General features: G+C 70.2%; 24 protein-coding genes and 1 pseudogene. 3 read left to right on the forward strand and 22 right to left on the reverse strand.

Going from position 1 to position 21,434, the window contains the following annotated elements:
* The first annotated feature begins 51 nt into the window (after window positions 1–51).
* Both O2L01_RS17055 and O2L01_RS17060 read left to right on the forward strand, forming a co-directional pair.
* The gene (locus tag O2L01_RS17055; protein ID WP_270123195.1) at window positions 52–468 is read left to right on the forward strand and encodes a CBS domain-containing protein; all 417 of its coding nucleotides are present in this window, start codon (window positions 52–54) and stop codon (window positions 466–468) included.
* A 192-nt stretch (window positions 469–660) separates the two neighbouring features.
* The gene (locus tag O2L01_RS17060) at window positions 661–1,209 is read left to right on the forward strand and encodes a hemerythrin domain-containing protein (protein ID WP_270123196.1); all 549 of its coding nucleotides are present in this window, start codon (window positions 661–663) and stop codon (window positions 1,207–1,209) included.
* Between the two features lie 76 nt (window positions 1,210–1,285).
* Here O2L01_RS17060 and O2L01_RS17065 read toward each other — a convergent pair whose 3' ends face one another.
* The 21 genes and pseudogenes from O2L01_RS17065 to O2L01_RS17165 all read right to left on the reverse strand — a co-directional run bounded on the left by O2L01_RS17065 (window position 1,286) and on the right by O2L01_RS17165 (window position 19,759).
* Window positions 1,286–2,083 carry a SigB/SigF/SigG family RNA polymerase sigma factor gene (locus O2L01_RS17065; RefSeq protein ID WP_270123197.1) on the reverse strand — a complete coding sequence of 266 codons (798 nt, stop codon included), beginning with the start codon at window positions 2,081–2,083 and terminating at the stop codon, window positions 1,286–1,288.
* Window positions 2,084–2,356: 273 nt separating this feature from the next.
* The gene (locus tag O2L01_RS17070) at window positions 2,357–4,084 is read right to left on the reverse strand and encodes an acyl-CoA mutase large subunit family protein (RefSeq protein WP_270123198.1); all 1,728 of its coding nucleotides are present in this window, start codon (window positions 4,082–4,084) and stop codon (window positions 2,357–2,359) included.
* A 278-nt stretch (window positions 4,085–4,362) separates the two neighbouring features.
* Complete coding sequence (locus tag O2L01_RS17075; RefSeq protein ID WP_270123199.1) at window positions 4,363–4,764, reverse strand: Rid family hydrolase; 402 nt, start codon at window positions 4,762–4,764, stop codon at window positions 4,363–4,365.
* A 15-nt stretch (window positions 4,765–4,779) separates the two neighbouring features.
* Window positions 4,780–5,511 carry a bifunctional 1-(5-phosphoribosyl)-5-((5-phosphoribosylamino)methylideneamino)imidazole-4-carboxamide isomerase/phosphoribosylanthranilate isomerase PriA gene (gene priA, locus O2L01_RS17080; protein ID WP_344469187.1) on the reverse strand — a complete coding sequence of 244 codons (732 nt, stop codon included), beginning with the start codon at window positions 5,509–5,511 and terminating at the stop codon, window positions 4,780–4,782.
* 7 nt (window positions 5,512–5,518) lie between these two features.
* The gene (gene hisH, locus O2L01_RS17085) at window positions 5,519–6,139 is read right to left on the reverse strand and encodes an imidazole glycerol phosphate synthase subunit HisH (RefSeq protein ID WP_270123200.1); all 621 of its coding nucleotides are present in this window, start codon (window positions 6,137–6,139) and stop codon (window positions 5,519–5,521) included.
* A gap of 9 nt (window positions 6,140–6,148) precedes the next feature.
* Complete coding sequence (locus O2L01_RS17090; RefSeq protein ID WP_270123201.1) at window positions 6,149–6,307, reverse strand: hypothetical protein; 159 nt, start codon at window positions 6,305–6,307, stop codon at window positions 6,149–6,151.
* A complete protein-coding gene (hisB, locus tag O2L01_RS17095; protein ID WP_270123202.1) occupies window positions 6,304–6,912 on the reverse strand; it encodes an imidazoleglycerol-phosphate dehydratase HisB in 609 nt (202 codons plus the stop codon). Before hisB ends, O2L01_RS17090 begins: the two co-directional genes overlap by 4 nt.
* Window positions 6,909–8,021, reverse strand: a complete 1,113-nt coding sequence (locus tag O2L01_RS17100; RefSeq protein ID WP_270123203.1) for a histidinol-phosphate transaminase — start codon at window positions 8,019–8,021, stop codon at window positions 6,909–6,911. The genes hisB and O2L01_RS17100 overlap by 4 nt, the downstream gene beginning before the upstream one ends.
* Window positions 8,018–9,328, reverse strand: a complete 1,311-nt coding sequence (gene hisD / locus O2L01_RS17105; RefSeq protein WP_270123204.1) for a histidinol dehydrogenase — start codon at window positions 9,326–9,328, stop codon at window positions 8,018–8,020. The genes O2L01_RS17100 and hisD overlap by 4 nt, the downstream gene beginning before the upstream one ends.
* A gap of 45 nt (window positions 9,329–9,373) precedes the next feature.
* Window positions 9,374–10,156 carry a DUF2567 domain-containing protein gene (locus O2L01_RS17110; protein ID WP_270123205.1) on the reverse strand — a complete coding sequence of 261 codons (783 nt, stop codon included), beginning with the start codon at window positions 10,154–10,156 and terminating at the stop codon, window positions 9,374–9,376.
* Window positions 10,157–10,229: 73 nt separating this feature from the next.
* The gene (locus tag O2L01_RS17115; RefSeq protein ID WP_270123206.1) at window positions 10,230–11,330 is read right to left on the reverse strand and encodes a MinD/ParA family ATP-binding protein; all 1,101 of its coding nucleotides are present in this window, start codon (window positions 11,328–11,330) and stop codon (window positions 10,230–10,232) included.
* Between the two features lie 251 nt (window positions 11,331–11,581).
* Entirely contained in the window at window positions 11,582–12,532 is a 951-nt protein-coding gene (locus O2L01_RS17120; RefSeq protein ID WP_270123207.1) for an RluA family pseudouridine synthase, read from the reverse strand.
* Window positions 12,529–13,155, reverse strand: coding sequence for a signal peptidase II (lspA, locus tag O2L01_RS17125; protein ID WP_270123208.1), 627 nt, complete (start codon window positions 13,153–13,155; stop codon window positions 12,529–12,531). Before lspA ends, O2L01_RS17120 begins: the two co-directional genes overlap by 4 nt.
* Window positions 13,128–13,577 carry a TraR/DksA family transcriptional regulator gene (locus tag O2L01_RS17130; RefSeq protein WP_374727679.1) on the reverse strand — a complete coding sequence of 150 codons (450 nt, stop codon included), beginning with the start codon at window positions 13,575–13,577 and terminating at the stop codon, window positions 13,128–13,130. Before O2L01_RS17130 ends, lspA begins: the two co-directional genes overlap by 28 nt.
* 405 nt (window positions 13,578–13,982) lie before the next feature.
* Window positions 13,983–14,633, reverse strand: coding sequence for a hypothetical protein (locus O2L01_RS17135; RefSeq protein WP_270123210.1), 651 nt, complete (start codon window positions 14,631–14,633; stop codon window positions 13,983–13,985).
* A 232-nt stretch (window positions 14,634–14,865) separates the two neighbouring features.
* Window positions 14,866–15,843 (reverse strand): DivIVA domain-containing protein, encoded by a 978-nt coding sequence (locus O2L01_RS17140; RefSeq protein WP_270123211.1) that lies wholly within the window; start codon window positions 15,841–15,843, stop codon window positions 14,866–14,868.
* Window positions 15,844–15,925: 82 nt separating this feature from the next.
* Window positions 15,926–16,219, reverse strand: coding sequence for a YggT family protein (locus O2L01_RS17145; RefSeq protein ID WP_270123212.1), 294 nt, complete (start codon window positions 16,217–16,219; stop codon window positions 15,926–15,928).
* A 22-nt stretch (window positions 16,220–16,241) separates the two neighbouring features.
* Entirely contained in the window at window positions 16,242–16,868 is a 627-nt protein-coding gene (locus O2L01_RS17150) for a cell division protein SepF (RefSeq protein ID WP_270123213.1), read from the reverse strand.
* 140 nt (window positions 16,869–17,008) lie between these two features.
* Window positions 17,009–17,716: a YggS family pyridoxal phosphate-dependent enzyme gene (locus O2L01_RS17155; RefSeq protein ID WP_270123214.1), complete on the reverse strand. Its 708-nt coding sequence runs from the start codon at window positions 17,714–17,716 to the stop codon at window positions 17,009–17,011.
* A 286-nt stretch (window positions 17,717–18,002) separates the two neighbouring features.
* Window positions 18,003–18,948: pseudogene (gene ftsZ, locus O2L01_RS17160) on the reverse strand (cell division protein FtsZ); the annotation flags it as partial.
* A gap of 76 nt (window positions 18,949–19,024) precedes the next feature.
* Window positions 19,025–19,759 carry a cell division protein FtsQ/DivIB gene (locus tag O2L01_RS17165; RefSeq protein WP_270123216.1) on the reverse strand — a complete coding sequence of 245 codons (735 nt, stop codon included), beginning with the start codon at window positions 19,757–19,759 and terminating at the stop codon, window positions 19,025–19,027.
* 133 nt (window positions 19,760–19,892) lie between these two features.
* On the opposite strand from O2L01_RS17165, the gene O2L01_RS17170 reads away from it, so the two are divergent.
* Complete coding sequence (locus tag O2L01_RS17170; protein ID WP_344469204.1) at window positions 19,893–20,786, forward strand: siderophore-interacting protein; 894 nt, start codon at window positions 19,893–19,895, stop codon at window positions 20,784–20,786.
* An 86-nt stretch (window positions 20,787–20,872) separates the two neighbouring features.
* Here O2L01_RS17170 and O2L01_RS17175 read toward each other — a convergent pair whose 3' ends face one another.
* Window positions 20,873–21,433 carry a Uma2 family endonuclease gene (locus O2L01_RS17175; RefSeq protein WP_270123218.1) on the reverse strand — a complete coding sequence of 187 codons (561 nt, stop codon included), beginning with the start codon at window positions 21,431–21,433 and terminating at the stop codon, window positions 20,873–20,875.
* Window position 21,434 lies beyond the last annotated feature (1 nt).

The following is a 21,434-nucleotide window of genomic DNA, read 5'->3' on the forward strand; positions in this document are numbered from 1 at the left end:
ACGACGCGAACGATACTCGTGTCAACGGCTCAACGAATGGAGACGAGCAGCATGGCAACCGCACGCGACCTCATGCACACCGGGTGCACCTGCGTCAAAAGCAACGACACCGCCGCGAACGCGGCGAGGATGATGGCCGAGCTGGACGTCGGCTCGATGCCGATCTGCGGCGCGGACGACGACAAGCTCCACGGCATGGTCACCGACCGGGACCTGGTCTTGCAGGTCATGGCCAAGGGCCACGACCCCGAGACGTACACGGTCGACCAGCTGCCGCAGGGCCACCTGTTCCTCGCGGACGCGAACGAGGACGTCGACCTCACCATCGCCAAGATGAAGGAGCACCAGATCAGCCGGCTTCCGGTGATCGATCAGGGCCGCCTCGTGGGCATCATCTCGCTCGGGGACGTCGCCCATCGCATGCCCGAATCGGTCACCGGGGACCTCGCGGGCTCCATCAAGTCCTGACCGCGATCGGAAGCGCAGTCGGGACCGGAGCCCCTTGGGACGCAAGACCACAGGGGGTGGAACGACGCCGCCGCGGCGAAAGCCGCGGCGGCGTCGCCGTCACCGCCCCGCTTCCCTAGGGCCGACGGCGGGACGCCGGTGTTTCGCCCGCACCGCCCCGGGTACCTCCGGGATCTAGTGGAGGAGGCGGCCATGACGCGCAACCACAACCTGATCAGAGTGCTCGCGGACGACTATCGGGCGATGGAGGAGGTCTTCGGCGAGATCGAAGCGCACGAGGGCCCGCCCGAACAGCGCAAGGACCTCGTCGACCACGCCCTCGCCGAAACGGTCCGCCAGTGGACCGCCGAGGAGCGGTACGTGTTCCCCGAAGTCCGCAGACACGTCCCGGACGGCGACGCACTGGTCGACCGCGAGATCGACGCGCACCACCGCATCGACGGTCTGCTGCTGGACCTGGAGGTCTTCGGGCCCGAGCATCCTCACTTCGAGCAGAAACTGCGAGAGTTCATCGACGACTACCGCCAGAACGTCCAGGAGGAGCGCCACAACCTCGTGCCCAGGCTCCAGGAATCCTGCAGCGAGGCCACGCTCGACGAACTCGGCGACAAGCTCCTGCGGGTCAAGGAGACCGCTCCGACACGGCCGCATCCGCAAGCAGCCCAGGTGTTCCCGCCCGAACGCGCACTGCAGCCGGGGGCGGGGTTCATCAACCGCATCCGCGACTCGATTCGGCCTTGAGCGGCACTTCGAGACGGAGCGGCGGGCCCATCGGCCCGCCGCTCCGGCGTGGTGCTCCGTTCATCGGACGACTCCCCTACCGGGGCGTCTTGTCCAAGCCGTCACGCAGATCCTCCAGCGTCCGGTGCAGGAGCCGGGAGACGTGCATCTGCGAGATGCCCACCTCCTCGGCGATCTGCGTCTGGGTCATGTCGCCGTAGTACCGCAGCGCCAGGATCTTGCGCTCCCGCTGCGGGAGCTCCTGGATCAGCGGCACCAGCGACTCGTGGTTCTCGACGAGTTCGAGCGCTACGTCCTCCTCGCCCACCGACTCGGCGAGCGTGGTGCGCTCCCCGTCGGCGAACGGCGGCTCGTCCAGCGATACCGCCCGGTAGGCCTGCCGCGCCTCGTAGCCCTCCTGCACCTCGGCGACCGTGATGTCGAGGTGCTCGGCCATCTCCTCATCCGTGGGCGGCCGGCCCAGGCGCTGCGACAGCTCGCCGCCGGCCTGGTTCAGCGCGATCCGCAACTCCTGCAGCCGGCGCGGGACGCGCATCGGCCAGCTCGTGTCGCGGAAGTGCCGTCTCACTTCGCCCATCACGGTGGGCACGGCATAGGAGAGGAAGTCCGCCCCCTGGTCGGGGTCGAAGCGGTCCACGGCGTGGATGAGGCCCACGGAGGCGACCTGCACGAGGTCGTCCTTCGCGATGCCCTTGCCCGCGAACCGCTGCGCGATGTGCTCCGCCAGGGGCAGGTGGCCGGTGACGAGCCGCTCGCGCACCTCTGCTCGGCGCGGGTCGGCCTCGTCCAGGGAGGCCAGCTCCCGGAACAGTGGCGCCAGGTGGCCGTACTCGTCCGAACCCTGTCGCTTGCTCTTCGATCGATTGTCTGCCATGCGATCGCCCTCCAGTCCACGTGGACATCGGTTGAAGCATGTCTGCCCGCTCGGGGCCTGACGCTTCTCATTGTAAGACTGATTGGGGGCCAAAGGCAATGATTGGAGGTGAATTACGGATAGCTTGGGCGATAGGGGATTTCACGGGGCAAGGACCCCAGGTATCGCGATAACTGCCTGCCTGGGTACCCGTACGCGCTTTCGCCGAAACCTCCGGCTGTGCCCATCATCGCCCTTCTTGGTAAAACTTCGTTGCGCCCCAACGCCTTCGGCTCAGAGGCCCGTGGTCTCGCGGTACTCGCCCCACTCCTCGCGCAGCGCCCCGCAGATCTCCCCCAGGGTCGCCTCGGCCCGGGCGGCCGCCAGGATCGGCTCGATGAGGTTCACGTCTCCCTTTGCGGCCGTGACGATCTCGGCCAGCGCGCGGTCGACGGCGGCGTTGTCGCGGGCGGCGCGGCGGCGGCCGAGCACGGCGTTCTGCTCGCGTTCGACCTCGCCGGAGATCCGCAGGATCTCGAGGTCGGGGGTGACGGTGTCGTGGAGTTCGGTGACGCCGACGATGTGCTTGGTGCCGTCCTCGAGCTGCTGCTGGTAGGTGAAGGCGGCCTCGGCGATCTCGGCGTTGAACCAGCCGTCCTCGATCCCTTGCAGGATCCCGGAGGTGACGGGTCCGATCTCGTGGCGGCCGGCGGCCGCCATGGCCACGGCGGCGGGGTCGTCGCCGGCCTCGCCGCCGAGGGCGAGGATCTGGAGGAAGATCTTCTCGGCCTCGGCCTCGATCTTGTCGGTGAGGGCTTCGACGTACCAGGAGCCGCCGAGAGGGTCGGCGACGTTGAGGACGCCGGTCTCGTCGCGGAGCACGGACTGGGTGCGCAGGGCGATCTCGGCGGACTGGTCGGTGGGGAGGGCGAGGGTCTCGTCGAGTGCGTTGGTGTGCAACGAGTTCGTGCCGCCCATGATGGCGGCGAGGGCTTCGACGGCGGTGCGCACGACGTTGTTGTAGGGCTGCTGGGCGGTGAGGGAGACGCCGGCGGTCTGGGTGTGGAAGCGGAGCCACTGGGCGCGGTCGGTCTTGGCGCCGTAGACGTCGCGGAGCCAGCGGGCCCAGATGCGGCGGGCGGCGCGGAACTTGGCGATCTCCTCGAAGAAGTCGATGTGGGCGTCGAAGAAGAACGAGAGGCCGGGGGCGAAGCGGTCGACGTCGAGGCCGCGCGAGAGGCCGAGTTCCACATAGGAGAAGCCGTCGGCGAGGGTGAACGCGAGTTCCTGCGCGGCAGTCGATCCGGCCTCGCGGATGTGGTATCCGGAGACGGAGAGCGGCTTGTAGCGCGGGATGTTGTGCGAGCAGTACTCCATGAGGTCGCCGATGAGGCGCAGGTGCGGCTCGGGCGGGAACAGCCACTCCTTCTGGGCGATGTACTCCTTGTGGATGTCGGTCTGGAGCGTGCCGTCCAGTGTGGAGATGTCGACGCCCTGGCGTTCGGCGGCGGCGAGGTACATGCAGAAGAGGGGGACGGCGGGTCCGGAGATCGTCATGGAGGTGGTGACGCCGCCGAGGTCGATGCCGGCGAAGAGCCGGTCCATGTCGGCGGTGGAGTCGATGGCGACGCCGCAGTGGCCGACCTCGCCGAGGGAGGCGGGCTCGTCGGAGTCGCGGCCCATGAGGGTGGGCATGTCGAACGCGACGGAGAGGCCGCCGCCGCCGGCCTTGAGGAGCATCTTGTAGCGGGCGTTGGTCTGCTCGGCGTTGCCGAAGCCGGCGAACTGCCGGATGGTCCAGGGGCGGCCGCGGTAGCCGGTGGGGTAGAGCCCGCGGGTGAAGGGGAACTCGCCGGGCCAGCCGATGCGGTCCATGCGCGGGTCGGCGACGCCTTCGGGCGGGCCGTAGACCGGTTCGGTCTCGAGCCCCGAGAGGGTGGTGAAGTCGGCTTCGCGCTTGGCGGCCGACGCGTACCGCTTGGCCCAGCGCTCCCGGCCCGCAGAGATCTGGTCAGCGTCCACGATGACACCCCATTTTCGCTCGTCACTGCCGTACCGGCTCGTCGCGGCCGCGGGCTCGTGACCCGCGGGCCCCGTCGGAGACCGTTCCGGCGAGCCCCGGTCGGGCTCAAGGCCCATACTACTGAACGCTCGTTCAGGCGTGCAGATTCGTGGTTCCTCTGGCTATTGCACCGCTTCAGGAGTGTCTTCGCAAATCGGGCGCCTTGGGGACCCCCCGATTCCATCGTTCCCGAGCGGTACGACACCGCATATGCGCCCGAGCGGGCCTTACGGTTCGCTCAGTCGATGTCGCGCCAGGCGCGGAAGGCCTCGAGCTCGACGGCCACGAGCTGGCCCGGATGGAAGAGGCCGGTCACGATCACCACGGTGGCCGTGGGCTTGACGACGCCGAAGAACTCGCCGTGGACCCGGCCCACAGGGTCGGCGTGGGCCGGGTCGGTCACGTACAGCCGGGAGCGCACGACGTCCGAGACGCCGGCCCCGGCGTGGACCATCGCGTCCAGGGCGGTCCGGAAGGCCTCGCGGGCCTGCCCGGCGGCGTCGCCCCGCAGCTGCGGGCGCGCCTCCACATCAGCGGTGCAGGCGCTCGTGACCACCAAGGGCCCCACCGCGACCGCCCGCGAATAGCCGTAGAGCTGCGCCCACGGACCGGTCTCAGGCACCCGTTCGACCAGTGCCATGCGCGCCTCCTCGGTTTAAAGTCCCTTCAACAGGTTCAACGCCTCAGCGACCGTGAAGTTACGCTCGTACAGCGCCGTTCCCACGATGGCGCCTTCGACGCCGATGCCGGTGAGCCCGGCCAGGGCGCGGAGGTCGTCGAGCGAGGAGACGCCGCCGGAGGCGATGACCGGCTTGTCGGTGGCCTCGCAGACCGAGCGCAGCAGGTCCAGGTTCGGGCCCGAGAGCATCCCGTCGCTGTTCACGTCCGTGACGACGTACCGCTCGCACCCGGCGCGCTCGAGGCGCTCCAGGGTCTCGAAGAGCTCGCCGCCCTCGCGGGTCCAGCCGCGCGCGGCCAGCCGCCCGCCCTTGACGTCGAGGCCGATGGCGACGCGGTCGCCGTACTCGCCGCAGATCCGGTCGCACCACTCCGGGTTCTCCAGGGCGGCGGTGCCGATGTTGACGCGGCGGGCCCCGGAGTCCAAGGCGCGCTTCAGGGTCTCGTCGTCGCGGATGCCGCCGGAGATCTCCACCTGCATGTCCACTTTCGACACGACCTCGGCGAGCAGCCCGTGGTTCGTGCCGCGCCCGAAGGCCGCGTCGAGGTCCACGAGGTGCAGCCACTCCGAGCCCTGGCGCTGCCATTCGAGGGCGGCCTCGATCGGGTCGCCGTAGGCCTTGCCGGAGCCGGCCACGCCCTGCACGAGCTGGACGGCCTTGCCGCCGGTCACGTCCACGGCGGGAAGAAGCTGAAGTTCGGTCATCATTTGCCTTTCAGGAAGCCAGGTCCTTGATCCAGTTGGACAGCAGCGCGTACCCGGCGTCGCCGGACTTCTCGGGGTGGAACTGGGTGGCCGACACCGAGCCGCGCTCCACGGCGGCGATGAACGGCTCGTCGTGGGTGCAGATCGCGGCCAGCGCGCCCGGCGGCACGGCCTTGGCGGCGTAGGAGTGCACGAAGTAGAACCGCTCGGCCGGGTCGATCCCCGCGAACAGGCGCATGCCCGCGGCGGCTTCGACGGTGTTCCAGCCCATGTGCGGGATGCGCTGGGCGGCGAGGAGTTCCACGCGGCCCTCGAAGATGCCGACGCCGCTGGTGCGCACGCCGTGCTCGACGCCCTCTTCGAAGAGCACCTGCTCGCCCACGCAGATCCCGAGCACGGGCGCCTCGGCGGCGGCGCGCTCGCGGATCACGGTGTCGAGGCCGTGCTTGAGCACGCCTTCCATGCAGGCGGCGTAGGCGCCCACGCCGGGGACGACGAGGCCGTCGGCGCGGCGGGCCGCGTCGAGGTCGCTCGTCAGGGTCACGTCGCCGCCGGCGCGCTCGAGGGCGCGGAAGGCGGAGCGGAGGTTGCCCGAGCCGTAGTCGAACAGGGCCACACTGGGTTTCGCCATCGGGTTCCCCTAGCCGTAGATCAGGTAGACGCCGCCGAGGAACGCGGCCACGGCGACGACCGCGACGACGATCGCGGCGGCGTACTTCGCTTTGCCGCGCAGGCTGAGGGCGCCGCCGAGGAGGACCCCGGCGAGCGCCATGAGCAGGATCGGCCCGGCGTAGCTCACAGGACGCCCTTGGTCGAGGGGATGTCCGTGCCGTCGATGCGGGTGGCGTACTTCAGGGCGCGCGCGAGGGCCTTGAACTGGGCTTCGATCACGTGGTGCGCGTCGGGCTTCTGGCCGGGGTTGGCGGCGCGGAGCACGGTGACGTGCAGGCAGATCCGGGCGTGGTACGCGAAGGACTCGAGGATGTGACGGGTCATCGAGGTCGGGTAGTCGGTGTTGATCATCGGCGCGATGTCCATGGGCTCCTCGTGGACCATGTACGGGCGGCCCGAGAGGTCGACGACGGCGCGCGCGAGCACCTCGTCGAGGGGCACGGAGGCGTCGGCGAAGCGGACCACGCCGGCCTTGTCGCCCAGGGCCTCGGCGAAGGCCTGGCCGAGGGCGATCGCGGTGTCCTCCATGGTGTGGTGGGCGTCGATGTGCAGGTCGCCCTTGACGGCGATCTTGATGTCGAACCCGCCGTGCTTGCCGAGCTGGTGGAGCATGTGGTCGTAGAAGCCGACGCCGGTCGAGATGTCGACGGTCTTCTCGGTGCCGTCGAGGTCGACGTAGACGTCGACGCTGGTCTCGCCGGTGGTGCGGACGATGTGCGCGGTACGGCTCACGGTTGTTGCTCCTGCAGGTCGAACATGTCGGGTCGCTGCTCGATCGCCGTGTCGAAGGCGTCGAGCAGCGCGGTGGTCTCGTCCTCGGTCCCGGCGGTGATCCGCAGGCGGCCGGGGAGGCCGACGTCGCGGATGAGCACGCCCCGGTCGAGGATCAGCTTCCAGACGGCGGCGGCGTCGCGCAGGCCGCCCACGAGCACGAAGTTCGCGTCGGAGTCGGCGACGGGGAGCCCCTTGAAGCGGAGGTGCTTCACGATGCGGTCGCGCTGGTGCTTGAGTTCGTCCACTTCGGCCTGCAGCTGGGCGGCGCACGCGAGCGCGCCGCGCGCGGCGGCCTGGGTGATGCTCGAGAGGTGGTACGGCAGGCGCACCAGCAGCAGCTTCTCGACGAGCTCGGGGTCGGCGGCGAGGTAGCCGACGCGGGCGCCGGCGAACGCGAAGGCCTTGCTCAAGGTGCGGGTGACGACGAGCCGTTCGCGGCCTTCCAAGCGGCCCAAGGCGGTCGCGCGCGGGTCGCGGGCGAACTCGGCGTAGGCCTCGTCGATGACGACGATGCCGCGGGCGGCCTCGTAGGCGGCGTCGACGACGTCCGCTTCGAGCGCGGTCCCGGTCGGGTTGTTCGGCGAGACGAGGAAGACCAGGTCCGGGTCGTGCTTCGCGATGGCGTCGCGCACGTACTGCGGGCTGAGCGTGTAGTCGGCTTCGCGGCCGGCGTCCACGAACGCGGTGCCGGTGCCGCGGGCGAGCAGCGGGTGCATCGAGTACGAGGGCATGAAGCCGAGCACGGTGCGGCCGGGCCCGCCGAAGGCCTGCAGCAGCTGCTGCAGGATCTCGTTGGAGCCGTTGGCGGCCCACACGTGGTCGGCGGTGAGCCCGTGCCCGAGGTAGGCGGCGAGCTCGGTCCGGAGCGCGACGGCGTCGCGGTCGGGGTAGCGGTTGAGGCCGCGCAGCTCGCGCCCGATGAACTCGGCGACCACGGCGGCCACCTCTTCGGGGATCGCGAACGCGTTCTCGTTGGTGTTCAACTGGACCGGCACGTCGAGTTGCGGCGCGCCGTAGGGCGACTGCCCGCGCAGGTCCTCGCGGAGCAGGTTCTCGATCTCGGTCATTGCTGCTCGAATCTCGCGGACACGGCCTCGCCGTGCGACGGCAGGTCCTCGGAGTTCGCGAAGTTCACGACGTCGTCGGCGACGGCCGCGAGCGCTTCGCGCGTGTAGTCGATGATGTGCACGCCGCGCAGGAACGTGTGCACGCTCAGGCCGGCCGAGTGGCGGGCGCATCCGCCCGTGGGCAGCACGTGGTTCGACCCGGCGCAGTAGTCGCCGAGGGAGACCGGCGAGTAGGCGCCGACGAAGATCGCGCCGGCGTTGCGGATGCGCAGCGCCACCTCGCGGGCGTCGGCGGTCTGGATCTCCAGGTGCTCGGCGGCGTAGGCGTCGGCCACGGCCACGGCCTCGTCGATGTCGGCGACGAGGATCGTCCCGGACTGCTCCCCCGCGAGCGCGGTCATGATGCGCCCGGCGTGGCGGGTCTCGGGCGCGCGGCGCTCGAGCTCGGCGTCCACGGCGTCGGCCAGGTCGGCCGAGTCGGTGATGAGGACCGAGGCGGCCGCCGGGTCGTGCTCGGCCTGGCTGATGAGGTCGACGGCGACGTGCGCCGGGTCGGCGGTCGCGTCCGCGATCACGGCGATCTCGGTGGTCCCGGCCTCGGCGTCGATGCCCACGAGGCCGCGAACGGCCCGCTTCGCGGCGGTGACGTAGATGTTCCCGGGCCCGGTGATCATGTCGACCGGGGAGCACTCGTCGGTCCCGTACGCGAACATGCCGATCGCGGCGGGGCCGCCCACGGCGTAGACCTCGTCGATGCCGAGCATCCCGGCGACGGCGAGGATGCCCTGGTCGGGCAGGCCGTTGTTGTTCTTCTGGGCGGGCGAGGCGAGCGCGATCGAGCCGACCCCGGCGATCTGGGCCGGGACGGCGTTCATGATCACGGAGGAGGCGAGCACGGCGAGGCCGCCGGGCGCGTACAGGCCCACGCGGCCGACCGGCAGGTACCGCTCGGTGACGGTGCCGCCGGGCGCGACCTCGGTGACGACCTCGGGGAGGCGCTGGGCCTCGTGCGCGGCGCGCACCCGGTCGATCGAGGTCTGGTAGGCGCGGCGCAGCTCCGGGTCGAGGTCCTCGACGGCGGTCTTGATCGCCTGCTCGGGGACGCGCAGGTGCTCGAGGCGCACATGGTCGAAGCGCTCGACGATCTCCACGACCGCGGCCGTCCCGCGATGCCTGATGTCGTCGATCAGCGGCTGGACCGAGCGCAGGGCTTCGTTGACGTCGAAGGCGGCGCGCGGCATCAGCTCGCGCAGGGCGCGGGCCGAGTAACCGGGTACTTCTCCTGAAAGGTCGATGCGTCTGAGCACGGTCCAAGCGTAGTTGCCCGGGTTTCCAGGTCAAAAGGCATACCGCTATTCGGGAGCGTCCGTTCGAAGGCTGGGCCGACGTGACCAGCCGGCGCAGACGGTGTAAGTGAAGGTCGCGGCGAGGGCCATGACCGCCAGGGCCCCGAGCTGGAGCGCGTCGAGGGCCGTTGTGAAGTTGCCGACCTTCAGCGCCGCCCAGGCCGCGGCGGGGTCGAGCTCGACGAACAGCACCGACGGCGGGCGCCACATGTGGGCGCCGGCGGGCGCGCGCTCGACCGCGTCCCAGAACGCCTGCCACTCGTTCGCGCCGATCTTCCAGGCCACCACCTGGCAGCCGATCGAGCCGATGACGAGCCCGAGGAGGAGGATCGGGCCGCGCCGCCCGCGCATGGCCGTCCACGCCATGATCGCGGCGACGATCCCGAGGACCAGGCCGATCCCGGCGAACACGAGGTCGCCTTCGACGTAGCCGCTCGGGTAGGTCTCGGTAGAGGCCCATCTGCCGCTTTCGACGATCACGAACTCCACGCGCGGGGTGAGGATCTGCCACAGCATCGCGGCGGGCAGGCCGATCGCGGTCAGGACGACGGCGAGGAACCCGGCGGCGGCGAGGTCGCGGCCGATGGTCCGCTCCGAGCGCGGGGTCCTGCCGTAGACGTTCGCGTCGTCGCGGGCGTCGGCTCGCGGCGGGTCCGCCGGAGCGACGGCCGCGCCCTCCCTGCCCGCACTGTCGTTCCGGCCGGCACTGTCGTTCCGGCCCGCGCTGTCCTCCCAGCCCGCACTGTCGCCGGGGCGGAGGTTCACGGTGCGTTCGGCGTCGTCAGTCACGCCTGGAATCCTGCCACAGCGGTGCCCGCGCCCGGCAGGGATGTACGGGAGCGGACGGTGCGGTACGCGGCGGTTACAAACCGTCGACAATGGTCGCGGCGGCCTCGAACCACGCCGCGCGCGTCTCCGGCCGCAGCGCCGAGAACTCGATCTTCGCGCCCGGCTCCAGCGACGGGTCGTACGGCACCACCGCGCACGCGCGGGTGCGCTGCGAGAAGTGCCGCTGGAGGTCGTTGAGGAGCGGCCCGGGGTTCGGGGTCGGCATCGAGAGGAGCGTCACGGCGTTCTTGACGAGGTTCCCGTAGCCGCCCTCTTCGAGGTGGTCGAGCATCCAGTCCGCGGAGAACGCCGCGTCCTCGCGCGGCACCGTGGTGACCACGAGCCGGTCCACCGAGGAGACCACGGTGCGCCAGTTCGGGGACTCCACGTTGTTGCCCGTGTCGATGCAGACGATCCCGTGCGTGCGGGTGAGGATGTCGAGCACGCGGAGCACCGTGGTCGGGTCGAGGCGACGCTGCAGCTTCGGGTCCTCGTCGCCCGCGAGCACGTCGAACGAGCCGTCCGAGGAGTGGCGCAGGAACTCGTCGAGGTGCTCGGGCAGGTGCACCCCGGCGGCCTCGACCTGGTCGAGGTGCTCCACGAGGTGGCGGATGGTGCGCCCGTGCCGCGCGGACCCGGCCCGCAGGCCCAGGGTGCCGCGCAGTTCGTTGTCGTCCCAGGCGATCACGCCGCCGTTGCGGGCGGTGCCCATCGCGGCGGCCGAGAGCACTGTGGCGGTCGTCTTGTGCACGCCGCCTTTGGGGTTGATGAAGGCGATGACGCGGCTGCGGCCCAGGTCGCGGCGCAGGCGCTGCAGTGCGACGGGGCTCGGCTCCGTGCTCGCCTGGCGGCGCGGCTGCGGCGGCAGCCCCTGCTGGGGCGGGCGCACCTGGCCTTGGAGCTGCGCGGCCGTCGGCGGCGTCTGCGTGGCGACGGGAGGGCGGCGGCCGGCGGTGGGCACGGAGTAGTGCGGCTGTCCGGGCGGCGGACCGACCGGCGGGGACGGCGGATAGGCCTCGCGCGGCGGGGGCGTCGGGGTCTGCTGCGCGCCTCCGGCGCGCCCGCGACGTCCCAGGAGTTTCTGCCAACGGGAACCGTCTGACCGGTCGTTGTTCCAAGCTTCGGGCGTGTTCACTCACAACCTCCTCTCGGGCGGACCAAGCTGCGGCGCGCAGTTGTTCAAGCCGACTCGAGCGTCGCCACCCCGACCGGAAACCATTACCACCCGCGACTATTAGATCACGACGATCCCTCAAGGCCCGTTGCGAATCGCGGGCCCGGCGGCCCGGGGGTGAGGCGTGCGTTACGCCCGGAGCGGCGGTGCTTCAAGCGACAGTGCTTCAAACGTCGGTGCAGCGTCTTCTGCTCCCTCAGTCTAATGGCTCCCTAGGAGTCGTCTCGCAACCGCGCCAGTGCCAATTCGAGGTCGGCGGGGTATTCACTCGTGAAGGTGACCGTCCCGCCCCGCGTCGGGTGCACGAACTCGAGCCGGTACGCGTGCAGCCACTGCCTGGTCAGGCCCAGCCGCTCGGCCATCGTCGGGTCCGCGCCGTACGTCGCGTCACCGACCAGCGGGTGCCCGAGCGCCGAGAAGTGGACCCGGATCTGGTGGGTCCGACCGGTCTCCAGCCCGACGTCCATGAGGGACGCCCCGGGGAAGACCTCGATCGTGTCGTAGTGCGTGACGCTCGGCTTGCCGTCCGCCACGACCGCCCACTTGTAGTCGTGGCGCGGATGCCGCCCGATCGGCGCGTCCACCGTCCCCGACAGCGGGTCCGGATGCCCTTGCGCCACAGCGCGGTAGCGCTTCGAGACCCGGCGCTCCTTGAAGGCGCGCTTCAGCTCCGAGTACGCGGCCTCGCTCTTGGCGACCACCATCAGGCCCGAGGTGCCCACGTCGAGGCGGTGCACGATCCCCTGCCGCTCATCGGGACCGTGGCTCGAGATCCGGTAGCCGGCCGCGGCGAGACCGCCGGTGACGGTGGGACCGGACCAGCCCGGGCTCGGGTGCGCCGCGACCCCGACGGGCTTCATGACCACGACGATGTCGTCGTCGTCGAACACGATCTCCAGGCCCTCGACGGGCTCGGCGGCCCGCACCAGCAGGTCCTCCGGCGGCGGCGGGAGCACCACGTCCAGCCACGCCCCCGCGCTCACGCGCTCGGACTTGGTCTGGCAGGGCGCCCCGTCGATCTGGACGTCCCCGGCCGCGACGAGGTCGGCGGCCACGGTCCGCGAGAGGCCCAGCAGGCGCGAGACGACCTGGTCGACCCGCTGCCCCTCGAACCCCTCGGGCACCGGGACGGAACGGGTCTGGCGCGCGGCGAGGTCGTTCATGCCGCGGCCTCCTTCTTCTTCTCGTCCGCTTTGCGGGACTCGGGCGAGAACCCGTGCCCCGTCAGCTCGAGCAGCACGATGAGCACCACGCCGCAGCACAGCGCCGAGTCGGCGATGTTGAAGATCGGGAACGCTTGCGCGTCCGGCTTGAACACGCTGATGAAGTCCACGACATGCCCGTTCGGGAACCCCGGCTCCCGGAAGTACCGGTCCAGCAGGTTGCCCGCCGCGCCGCCGAGGACCAGGCCGATCGCGATCGCCCACACCGGGTACACGATCCGGCTCGAGAGCACGATCAGGAACACCACGACCGCCGAGGCGACCGTGGTGAAGATCCACGTGTAATCGGTGCCGAGGCTGAACGCCGCCCCCGAGTTCCAGGTCAGGTCCAGGTAGACCAGCCCGCCGAGGATCCGCACCGGATCGCTCGGATCCAGGTTGGCCTCGGCCAGGTTCTTCGTCCACTGGTCCAGACCGATCGCGAACGCGGCGATCAGCAGTGCCGCGATCATCAGCCCGACACGGCGGACGGGCTTCTTCTTCTCAGGGGTGGTGGGGCCCGGACCGTCGGCGGTCCCGGGCGGCGTGTCCTCGCTCAGCGTCGCTCCTCTAGCTGTTTGCAACCGACGTCGAGGGTAGCCGACGGGAACGCGGCCAACCGCGCCGCCGGGATGGGTTTACCGCACCGCTCACAGAAGCCGTACGTGCCCTCGTCGAGGCGCTCGAGCGCGTGGCTGACCTGCCTGATCCGCTCGGAGAGCGAATCGGCCACCGCGACCTCGTGCTCGTGCTCGACGGTCTTCGAACCGGAGTCGACCTGGTCGTCCCCGGCGGTGTCGCTCAACCGCTCGCGCTGGGCGAGGGTGATCGAGTCGCTGTACCGCTGCTGCTCGTCGATGAGCTCGTCCAACCGCTCTTTCAAGGCGGAACGCAGCTCCGCCTGCTCGTCCTCGGTGCGCAACTGCTGGGCCTCGGTCTCCTCGGGGGCGGACGGGACGGACGCGGCCTGCTTCGCGGCAGGCTTCGCCGCGGCGGCCTTCTTCACCGCCGCCTTCTTGGCCGGGGCCTTCTTGACCGCCTTCTTGGCGGCCTGCTTCTGGGTCTTCTTCGCTGGACTCATGACGCGCCTCTGGAGGGGTATGTCGGCTCGGATTCCGGTGGCGTCAGAGCACGGCGGCGCCGCTCGTGCGGCCCGGATCGGGTGTTCGGCATGGCGTCTCCCGAAATCGCGTACTCGTGACGGCCTCGTCGAAACGAGGACAATGCGCGCCAGGCCCCGCCGAGGCGGGGTCCTGCCGCGCAGTTGAGCACACAGGATACGCAAGTCCTGCAAGTAGGTCAATTACTTCGAGAACTTGTGTCCGGACTCCCCGTCACGACCAACCGCCATAAAAGCCGCTGGTCGGAAGAAGTGCCGCATAGGCAATCCCTTGCCGATTCCCGGAGCCGCTCAGCGACCGGCCGTCGGGACGAGGAGCAGGCGCGACACCGGCTCGCACATCGCGCACGGCGTGAAGCCCAGTTCGAGCGCCTCGGACACCGCCAGCGGCTCGTGGTCGCGGCCCGTCAGGTGCGAGCAGGCGGAGTGGTGGAAGCGGGGGCGGCCGTCGATGACGGCGACCTCGGTGTCCAGGCGCATGAGCGCCGCCGCCTCGATGCTCGTCATGCGCTGCTCGGTCGGCTCGTCGGACGTCGACTCGGGGGCGCGGTGGCGGCTGGCCGCCCCGCCGCGCGACTGGCGCGGCGGCATGTCCTCGAACCGCAGTTCGGGGTCGCGGTCCACCGCGTAGTCCGTGGGCTCGAAGACCTTGCCCTCGAGGAGCGGCATCTCCGTGGTCGGGGTGTCGTCCGCCCCGATCCGGCGGAACTGCTGGGTGTCGTCGTTGTCGACCCTCCGGCGCGTCTCCCGGGCGAGGTCGGCGCGGCGCGAGGTCACGCGGGGGCGCCTGGCCCCCCGGCCGCGGATGCTCGCATAGAGGGCCGCGCCGGCGGCGAGACTCGCCGCTATCGACGAGACCAGCAACTGGTTGTTCCCGGTGATCATGCCAGTGACCAGCAAGACCGCCGCGGTGACGAGGATCAGCAGGCTGCTGACGATCACGTCGATTCCTCCCCTGCGCAAGGTAGCGGGGCCCTCGCGCGGTCCTTCGCGGCCCCCAGCGGGGACCGCGGCATCGTTGAAGCATGGTGCGGCGGTGAGGGCGGCGGTGCTACCCGCGCCCTCACCCGCTCAACCATGGTTAACGAGGCGATCCCCGTTCAGGTTATGGCTCGGCGCAACGAATCTGCTCGAGCCGACCGGAGGAGGGTGTCCCGGGGAGGAGCGGGAGGGGTTACCCGCGCCCGCCCTGCATCACGAACGCGGACCGGGCGCCGGTGCGCTCGCTCGGGGGCGACTGCTGCGGGGCCTCTTCGAAGCCCTCGTCCTCGGTCCGGCCCTGCTGGCCGTTGAGGTCGCGCAGCTGGCTCTCGAGGTACAGCTTCAGTCGAGTGCGGTACTCGCGCTCGAAGGTCTTCAGCTCCTCGATGTTCTTCAGCAGCGACGAACGGGAGTCCTCCAGCTGGCCGATGACCTTCTGGCGCTCCTGCTCGGCTTCCATCTCCATGCGCTCGGCCTTGTCGCGGGCCTGGCCCACCAGGTCCTCGGCCGCGGCACGCGACTCGGTGACCAGGGACTCGGACTCGCGCTGGGCGTCGGTCAGGAGGGCCTTCGACTCGCGCTGGGCGTCGGCCATCATGGCCTTCGACTCGCGCTGCGCCTGCGAGACCATGGTCTGCGCCTCGCGCTGGGCCTCGGACACCATCGACTGGGCCTCGCGCTGCGCCTCGCCGAGCACGGTGTCGGCCTCCCGGCGGGAGTCCTCCAGGTGCTCGTCCGCGGTGCGCTGGGCGACCATGAGGAGGCGCAGGGCCTCCTGCTCGCCGCCGCCGGCGGGGGCCGCGGCCTGCTGCGGCTGCTGCGCCAGCTCCTGCTGGAGCTGCTGCGCCTGCTGCTGCGCGGACACCATCTGCTGGTGCATCTCGTGCAGCTCGGCGTCGAGCTCCTGGAGCTGCTGCTCCATGGCGTGCTTCTCACGCTGCACCCGGTCGAGTGCGGCGGCCATCTCGGCGTGGTCGGCTGCCCCGGGGGGAGCGCCGGCGCGGAGACTCTCGAGCTGTGCGCGAAGTTCGCCGTTCTCATCGCTGAGGCGTGCGAGCTCCCGCTCGACCTCATCGAGGAAACCGTCGACCTCGTCCTCGTCGTATCCGCGCTTCCCGAGCATGGGTTTCTTGAACGTGACGTTGTGAACGTCGGCTGGGGTCAGCGGCATTCGAAACTCCTTCTCAGCTATTCGCCTGGCGCACAAGGCCACTCGACACGATAACCGTGCCGTGCACCCCCGCCCGGCGCTGCTAGGAAATGTTCCGCCCGACGACGAAGTCCATCAGGATCCACGTGATCAGCAGCAGCGCCAGGAACGCCAGATCAATCGATACAGTACCAAGCCTGAGAGGCGGAATCACCTTCCTCAACCCCTTCAGGGGAGGGTCGGTCACGCTGTAGACCGTCTCGAGCAGGGCCGCGGACTTCGGTCCGGGCTCCCAGCGGCGGGAGAACTGCACCACGACGCTGGCCACCAGGCGGGCCAAGAGGAAGAGGTAGAACGCGAAGAGCGCCAGATAGATCAGCTGCAGTGCCAGGTTCACGGTTCGCAGTGTATCCCTCGGATCAGGTCTGGTTGAAGAACCCGCCCTCGGCGATCTTGGCCTTGTCCTCCGCCGTCACCTGAACATGAGGAGGCGAGAGCAAGAACACGCGATTCGTCACCCGCTCGAACGACCCGCGGGTGCCGAAGATGAGGCCCGCCGCGAAATCGACGAGGCGCTTGGCGTCGGCCTCCTCCATCTCGGAGAGGTTCATGATCACCGGGGTGCCGTCGCGGTAGCGCTCACCGATGGTGCGCGCCTCGTTGTAGGTCGTCGGGTGCAGCGTCGTGATCCGGTAGTTCGCGTGCTCCTCCTCGGCCGGGACCGGCCGCACGGTGGCGGGCTCGGCCAGCGCGAGGTTGTCCCGCGTCAAGGTCTCTCGCACACCGGTGTCGCGGGTGCTCTCGCGAGAGGACAGCGGGGTCACCGAGCCGGAGCCGCGGTTGAGCTGGCGGACGGGACTGCGGTCCTCGGACGCGGTCCGGCCGACCCGGCCGGTGGTGCGCTGCGCGCCCCGCACCCGCTGAGGGGCCGCCTGCTGCTGCTCCTCGGCGAACTCGTCGTTTTCCTCGTAGCCGTTTCCGTAGCCGCGATCGTCCTCGTCCTCGATGAGGCCGAGCCAGATGCCTGCCTTCCGCATCGCGCCCATCGATCGTGCTCCCTCCTCGGGCCGCCCCTGTTGAGTCAGGTACGCGGTCTCATCCTAGCGCCGACTCCTTACACGGATGTGTTTTTGCCCGACTAGTAACCGTCGTCGGACGGCGATTCGTTCCACTGCTGCCCCACACCTTACGCCATCGGTTCACGTTCGCCGAGCACGTTTCTGCCCAGTCTGACCATTGTGGCCCCTGCTCGTACCGCGGCGCGGTAGTCGCCGCTCATGCCGGCCGAGACCTCGACGGCGGCGGGGTCGACGCGTTGCACCGCTTCGGAGCATTCGGTCAGTAGCGCAAAGGCTTTGGCAGGTTCCCAGCCGAGGGGGGCGACGGCCATGACGCCTTTGAGGGTGAGGCCGGGCGCGGCTGCGATGACCGCGGCGAGGGCTTCGAGTTCGGGGACGGGCGTGCCGCCGCGGGCGGTGTCGCCGTCGAGGCTCACCTGGATGAGGGCGTTCAGGTTGCGGCCGTGGGCGTTCGCGGCGGCACTGAGGGCGTTCGCGAGGGGGGCGCGGTCGACGGAGTGCACCCAGTGGGCGTACGCGGCGACGGACTTGGCCTTGTTGCGCTGGAGCTGTCCTACGAAGTGCCACACGGGTTCGAGGCCGGCGGCGGCGAGTTCGGCGGCCTTGGGGGCGGCCTCCTGGTCGCGGTTCTCCCCCAGGTCGGTCTGGCCGAGTTCGACGAGCGCGGCGGCGTCGGCGGCGGGGAAGGTCTTGGTGACGACGATGAGGCGGACGGCGTCCGGGGTGCGGCCGGCGTCGGCGCATGCGTCTGCGAGGTCCTCGCGCGTCCGGTTGAGGTTGTCCCGCAACTGGTCTCGGCGCGATCGGGTGGTCAAGGTGAAGGTCCTAGCGGGTTCGGATCGGAGGGCCGGCGGACTGTGCAGACTCATGGCTCGCAAGCTTCGCCAAGGGCGCGGCCGCCGAGACGCGTCAGAGTCTCGACGGTCCGTCGCCGCTAGAAGCCGTCTTTCAGGAAGGCCGGGACGTCGACGTCGTCGAACAGGACCTTGCCGTTGCTCGACTCGCGCTCCGGTTCGGGCTTGGCCTCGCGCACGGGCTCGGGCTTCTGCTCGGGGAGCGTGGAGATCCGGGTCGGCTGGGCCAGTTCGAATTCGGCCTCGTCCTCGACGTCGAACCCGGCGGCGATGACCGTGACGCGGGCCTCTTCGCCGAGGGCGTCGTCGATGACGGCGCCGAAGATGATGTTGGCGTCGGTGTGGGCGCAGTCGGAGACGAGCTCGGCCGCGTCGTTGATCTCGAACAGGCCGAGGTCGGATCCGCCGGCGATGGAGAGGAGCACGCCGCGCGCGCCTTCCATGCTCTGCTCCAGGAGCGGCGATTCGATGGCGGCGCGGGCGGCTTCGACGGCGCGGTTCTCGCCGCGCGCGGAGCCGATGCCCATGAGCGCGGACCCCGCTCCGCTCATGACGCTCTTGACGTCCGCGAAGTCGAGGTTGATGAGGCCGGGCGTGGTGATGAGGTCGGTGATGCCCTGGACACCGGAGAGCAGCACCTGGTCGGCGAGGCGGAACGCGTCCATCATGGAGATGGAGCGGTCGCCGAGGTGCAGCAGCCGGTCGTTGGGGATGACGATGAGCGTGTCGCACTCGTTGCGCAGATCGTCTATTCCCGAGACCGCCTGGGTCTGGCGGCGCTTGCCCTCGAAGGCGAACGGCCGGGTGACCACGCCGATCGTGAGCGCGCCGAGCTTGCGGGCGATGTTGGCGATGACGGGCGCGCCGCCGGTGCCGGTGCCACCGCCCTCGCCGCAGGTCACGAACACCATGTCCGCTCCCTTGAGGACTTCCTCGATCTCGTCGCGGTGGTCCTCGCAGGCCTTCGCCCCGACTTCGGGGTTGGCGCCCGCGCCGAGGCCGCGGGTCAGTTCGCGGCCGACGTCGAGCTTGACGTCGGCGTCACTCATCAAGAGCGCCTGCGCATCGGTGTTGATGGCGATGAACTCGACGCCCTTGAGGCCCGCCTCGATCATCCGGTTGACAGCATTGACGCCGCCGCCTCCGACTCCAACGACTTTGATGACGGCGAGGTAGTTGTGCGGTGGTGTCATCGCTGCTGCCTTCCTTCCCCTTCGGCCCTGGGTACGGCAAACGGGATGTGCGCGCACACCCGCTCCCCCCTTAACGCTAACTCACAGTGGGGGCATCTGGTGCGCTGACATCGACATGTTCGTAGCCGCCGGCCAACAATCGATCGGCGACCTCGGCTTTTTGCTCGCTTTGCGAACCGTCGCCCCACCGGAGCGTCCGTCCATCTTCGAGATACAGGGTGACGCCGGCGGGCGAGGGGGATTCGACGTGTTCGACCTCGTCGGCGAGGTCGGCCGGGAGTGCCTGCAGGACAGTGAGGGTTTCGACGGTCGCCAGGTCGTCCGGTCCCGGGTCGGCGAGCTCGACCCTCCAAATAGATCCGGGAGCGGTGTCGGTCTCGTCGAATACCACACCTTCCGAATCCACCATGAGAAAAGTCTCGTCGCCCACCGGAACGGCCATATAAGGCTCGCGTTCGGTGACGGCGACGCTCACCGCGTCGGGCCACGCGCGGGTGACGTCGACGGACTTGACGGGGGCGAGCGCGGCGACGGCGGTCGCGATGGCATCGAGGTCGGCGCCGAGCACCGGGCCGCCGACGGCGTCCTGGCCGAGGGCGGCGACCTCGTCGGGGGTGAGGACGGCGGTGCCGGTGACCTCGATCCGCTTGACCTCGAACAGGGGCGTGGTCCACACGATCGCGAAGGCCGCCGCCAGAACCGCGAGCACGCCGATCGCGATCCACCGCAGGCGGCGGTTGGGCAGCTTGCGGCGCACCACGTGGACGAGCCGCCAGGGCCCGGGTTCGGACGTGTTCTCTGGGCCGCGCATGGGTCGATGATTCCATGCGCCGGCCGTTCCGCGGTGGCGGCTCGCCCGAGGCTTCGGATAAGGTTAGGCAAACCTTATCTATGAGGAGGAGTGCCGCGTGGCGACGCAGACCGAGGAACCGACCGAATCCGGTGTGGTCGAGACCGGAACCGTCCGGCCGTTCGAACTGTTCCCCGTGACAGTGCGGGCGCTGCAACGGTTGAGCCCCTCCTTCGTCCGGGTCACCTTCGCCGGCGAGACGCTCGAGCACTTCGCCGACAACGGCTACGACCAGCGGTTCAAACTCATCTTCCCCGCCGCCGCGTGCGGCTTCGACAAGATGCCCACCAGCGACCGCTGGTACTCAGAGTTGCGCGCCCTCCCCGAAGAAGAACAGTGCGGCGTGCGCACCTACACCGTCCGCGCGGTGCGCCCCGGCGAGGTCGACGTCGACATGGTCGTGCACGAGGCGCACGGCGACGACGAGTGCGGCCCTGCGCTGCGGTGGCTGCGCGACGCGGCCGTGGGCGACGAACTCCTCCTCCTCGGCCCCGACGCGCGCTGGGAGGGCCCGCACGGCGGCGTCGACTTCCACGCCCCCGACGGCGCCGAACTCCTCATCGCCGGCGACGAGACGGCCGCCCCCGCGATCGCCGCGATCCTCGAAGACCTCCCGATCACCGCGCGCGGCAAGGCGTTCATCGAAGTCCCCGAGGCCGCGGACGTGCTCGACCTCGACGCCCCCGCGGACGTCGAGGTCGTCTGGCTCCCGCGCGACGGCGCGGTCTGGGGCGACAAGCTCATCCCCGCCGTCACCGAGGCGGCCCGCGCCATGGACTTCGCCAGGACTGAGCAGTTCGACGAGAACGACGACGAGATGATCTGGGAGGCACCGCAAGAGGTCGCCCAGTGCGAGGCGTACGTGTGGATCGCCGCCGAGACCGGCGTCGTCAAGGCCCTTCGCTTCACCGTCCGCAAGGAGCTCGGCCTCCCGAAGGAGTGCGGCGCGTTCATGGGCTACTGGCGCAACGGCGCCGCCTGGGACTAGCCCGCGGCAACCCTCATGCATCGATGCCGGTGCGCCCGCGCTGCGCGGTCGGTTTGGGGCGCAACCGGTTCTGAGTCGTGACCGCTTCAGATGCCGGTGAAGGCGGTCGTGTCGAGGTCGAAGTCGAAGGGGGCGGGGATCTCCGCCGGTTCGCCGAACCAGGACGTGCTCCGGGTGCGGTAGCCGCGGTCCGGGCCCGGGTCGGAGTGGACGGTGAGCATCCGCTCGTCCGTGTCGAAGAGCAGGTACACCGGCACGCCCGCGCGCCCGTAGATCTCGGTCTTGCGGTCCGCGTCCAGGTCGCGGGTGGCGGGCGTGGTCACTTCGGCGGCCAGCAGCAGCGCCTCGCCGGGGACGACGGCCGTCGCCGGGTCGAGCCGGGCCGTGTCGTAGACGGAGAGGTCCGGGCCGAGCACCGCCGCGGCGAACCCGAAGCGCATCGAAAGGGCCCCTATGTCGCGGCCCCGGCCGGCGCGCATGTCCAGTTGGCGCTGGATCGTGCGCAGCGGCTTCAAATACGGCGCCGGGAGCCAAGGGGTGATCACGATCTTGCCGTCGAGGACTTCCGCGCCGAGCCCGTCCGGGAGGACGAGCTCGGCCGCGGTCGACGTCAGGAACGCGAAGTCGTCGCGCAGTGGCGGTTCCACG

Source organism: Glycomyces lechevalierae, from assembly GCF_027622945.1.
Lineage (GTDB): Bacteria > Actinomycetota > Actinomycetes > Mycobacteriales > Micromonosporaceae > Glycomyces > Glycomyces rutgersensis.

Excerpts from the sequence above, each read along its gene's own strand:
- O2L01_RS17120 (WP_270123207.1), bottom strand. The coding sequence starts at position 12,532 with ATGAACGACCTCGCCGCGCGCCAGACCCGTTCCGTCCCGGTGCCCGAG.
- O2L01_RS17075 (WP_270123199.1), bottom strand. The coding sequence starts at position 4,764 with ATGGCACTGGTCGAACGGGTGCCTGAGACCGGTCCGTGGGCGCAGCTC.
- O2L01_RS17150 (WP_270123213.1), bottom strand. The coding sequence starts at position 16,868 with ATGGGCGCGATGCGGAAGGCAGGCATCTGGCTCGGCCTCATCGAGGAC.
- O2L01_RS17065 (WP_270123197.1), bottom strand. The coding sequence starts at position 2,083 with ATGGCAGACAATCGATCGAAGAGCAAGCGACAGGGTTCGGACGAGTAC.
- O2L01_RS17060 (WP_270123196.1), top strand. The coding sequence starts at position 661 with ATGACGCGCAACCACAACCTGATCAGAGTGCTCGCGGACGACTATCGG.
- O2L01_RS17100 (WP_270123203.1), bottom strand. The coding sequence starts at position 8,021 with ATGACCGAGATCGAGAACCTGCTCCGCGAGGACCTGCGCGGGCAGTCG.
- O2L01_RS17055 (WP_270123195.1), top strand. The coding sequence starts at position 52 with ATGGCAACCGCACGCGACCTCATGCACACCGGGTGCACCTGCGTCAAA.
- O2L01_RS17165 (WP_270123216.1), bottom strand. The coding sequence starts at position 19,759 with ATGCGCGGCCCAGAGAACACGTCCGAACCCGGGCCCTGGCGGCTCGTC.
- O2L01_RS17140 (WP_270123211.1), bottom strand. The coding sequence starts at position 15,843 with ATGCCGCTGACCCCAGCCGACGTTCACAACGTCACGTTCAAGAAACCC.
- hisH (WP_270123200.1), bottom strand. The coding sequence starts at position 6,139 with ATGGCGAAACCCAGTGTGGCCCTGTTCGACTACGGCTCGGGCAACCTC.
- priA (WP_344469187.1), bottom strand. The coding sequence starts at position 5,511 with ATGATGACCGAACTTCAGCTTCTTCCCGCCGTGGACGTGACCGGCGGC.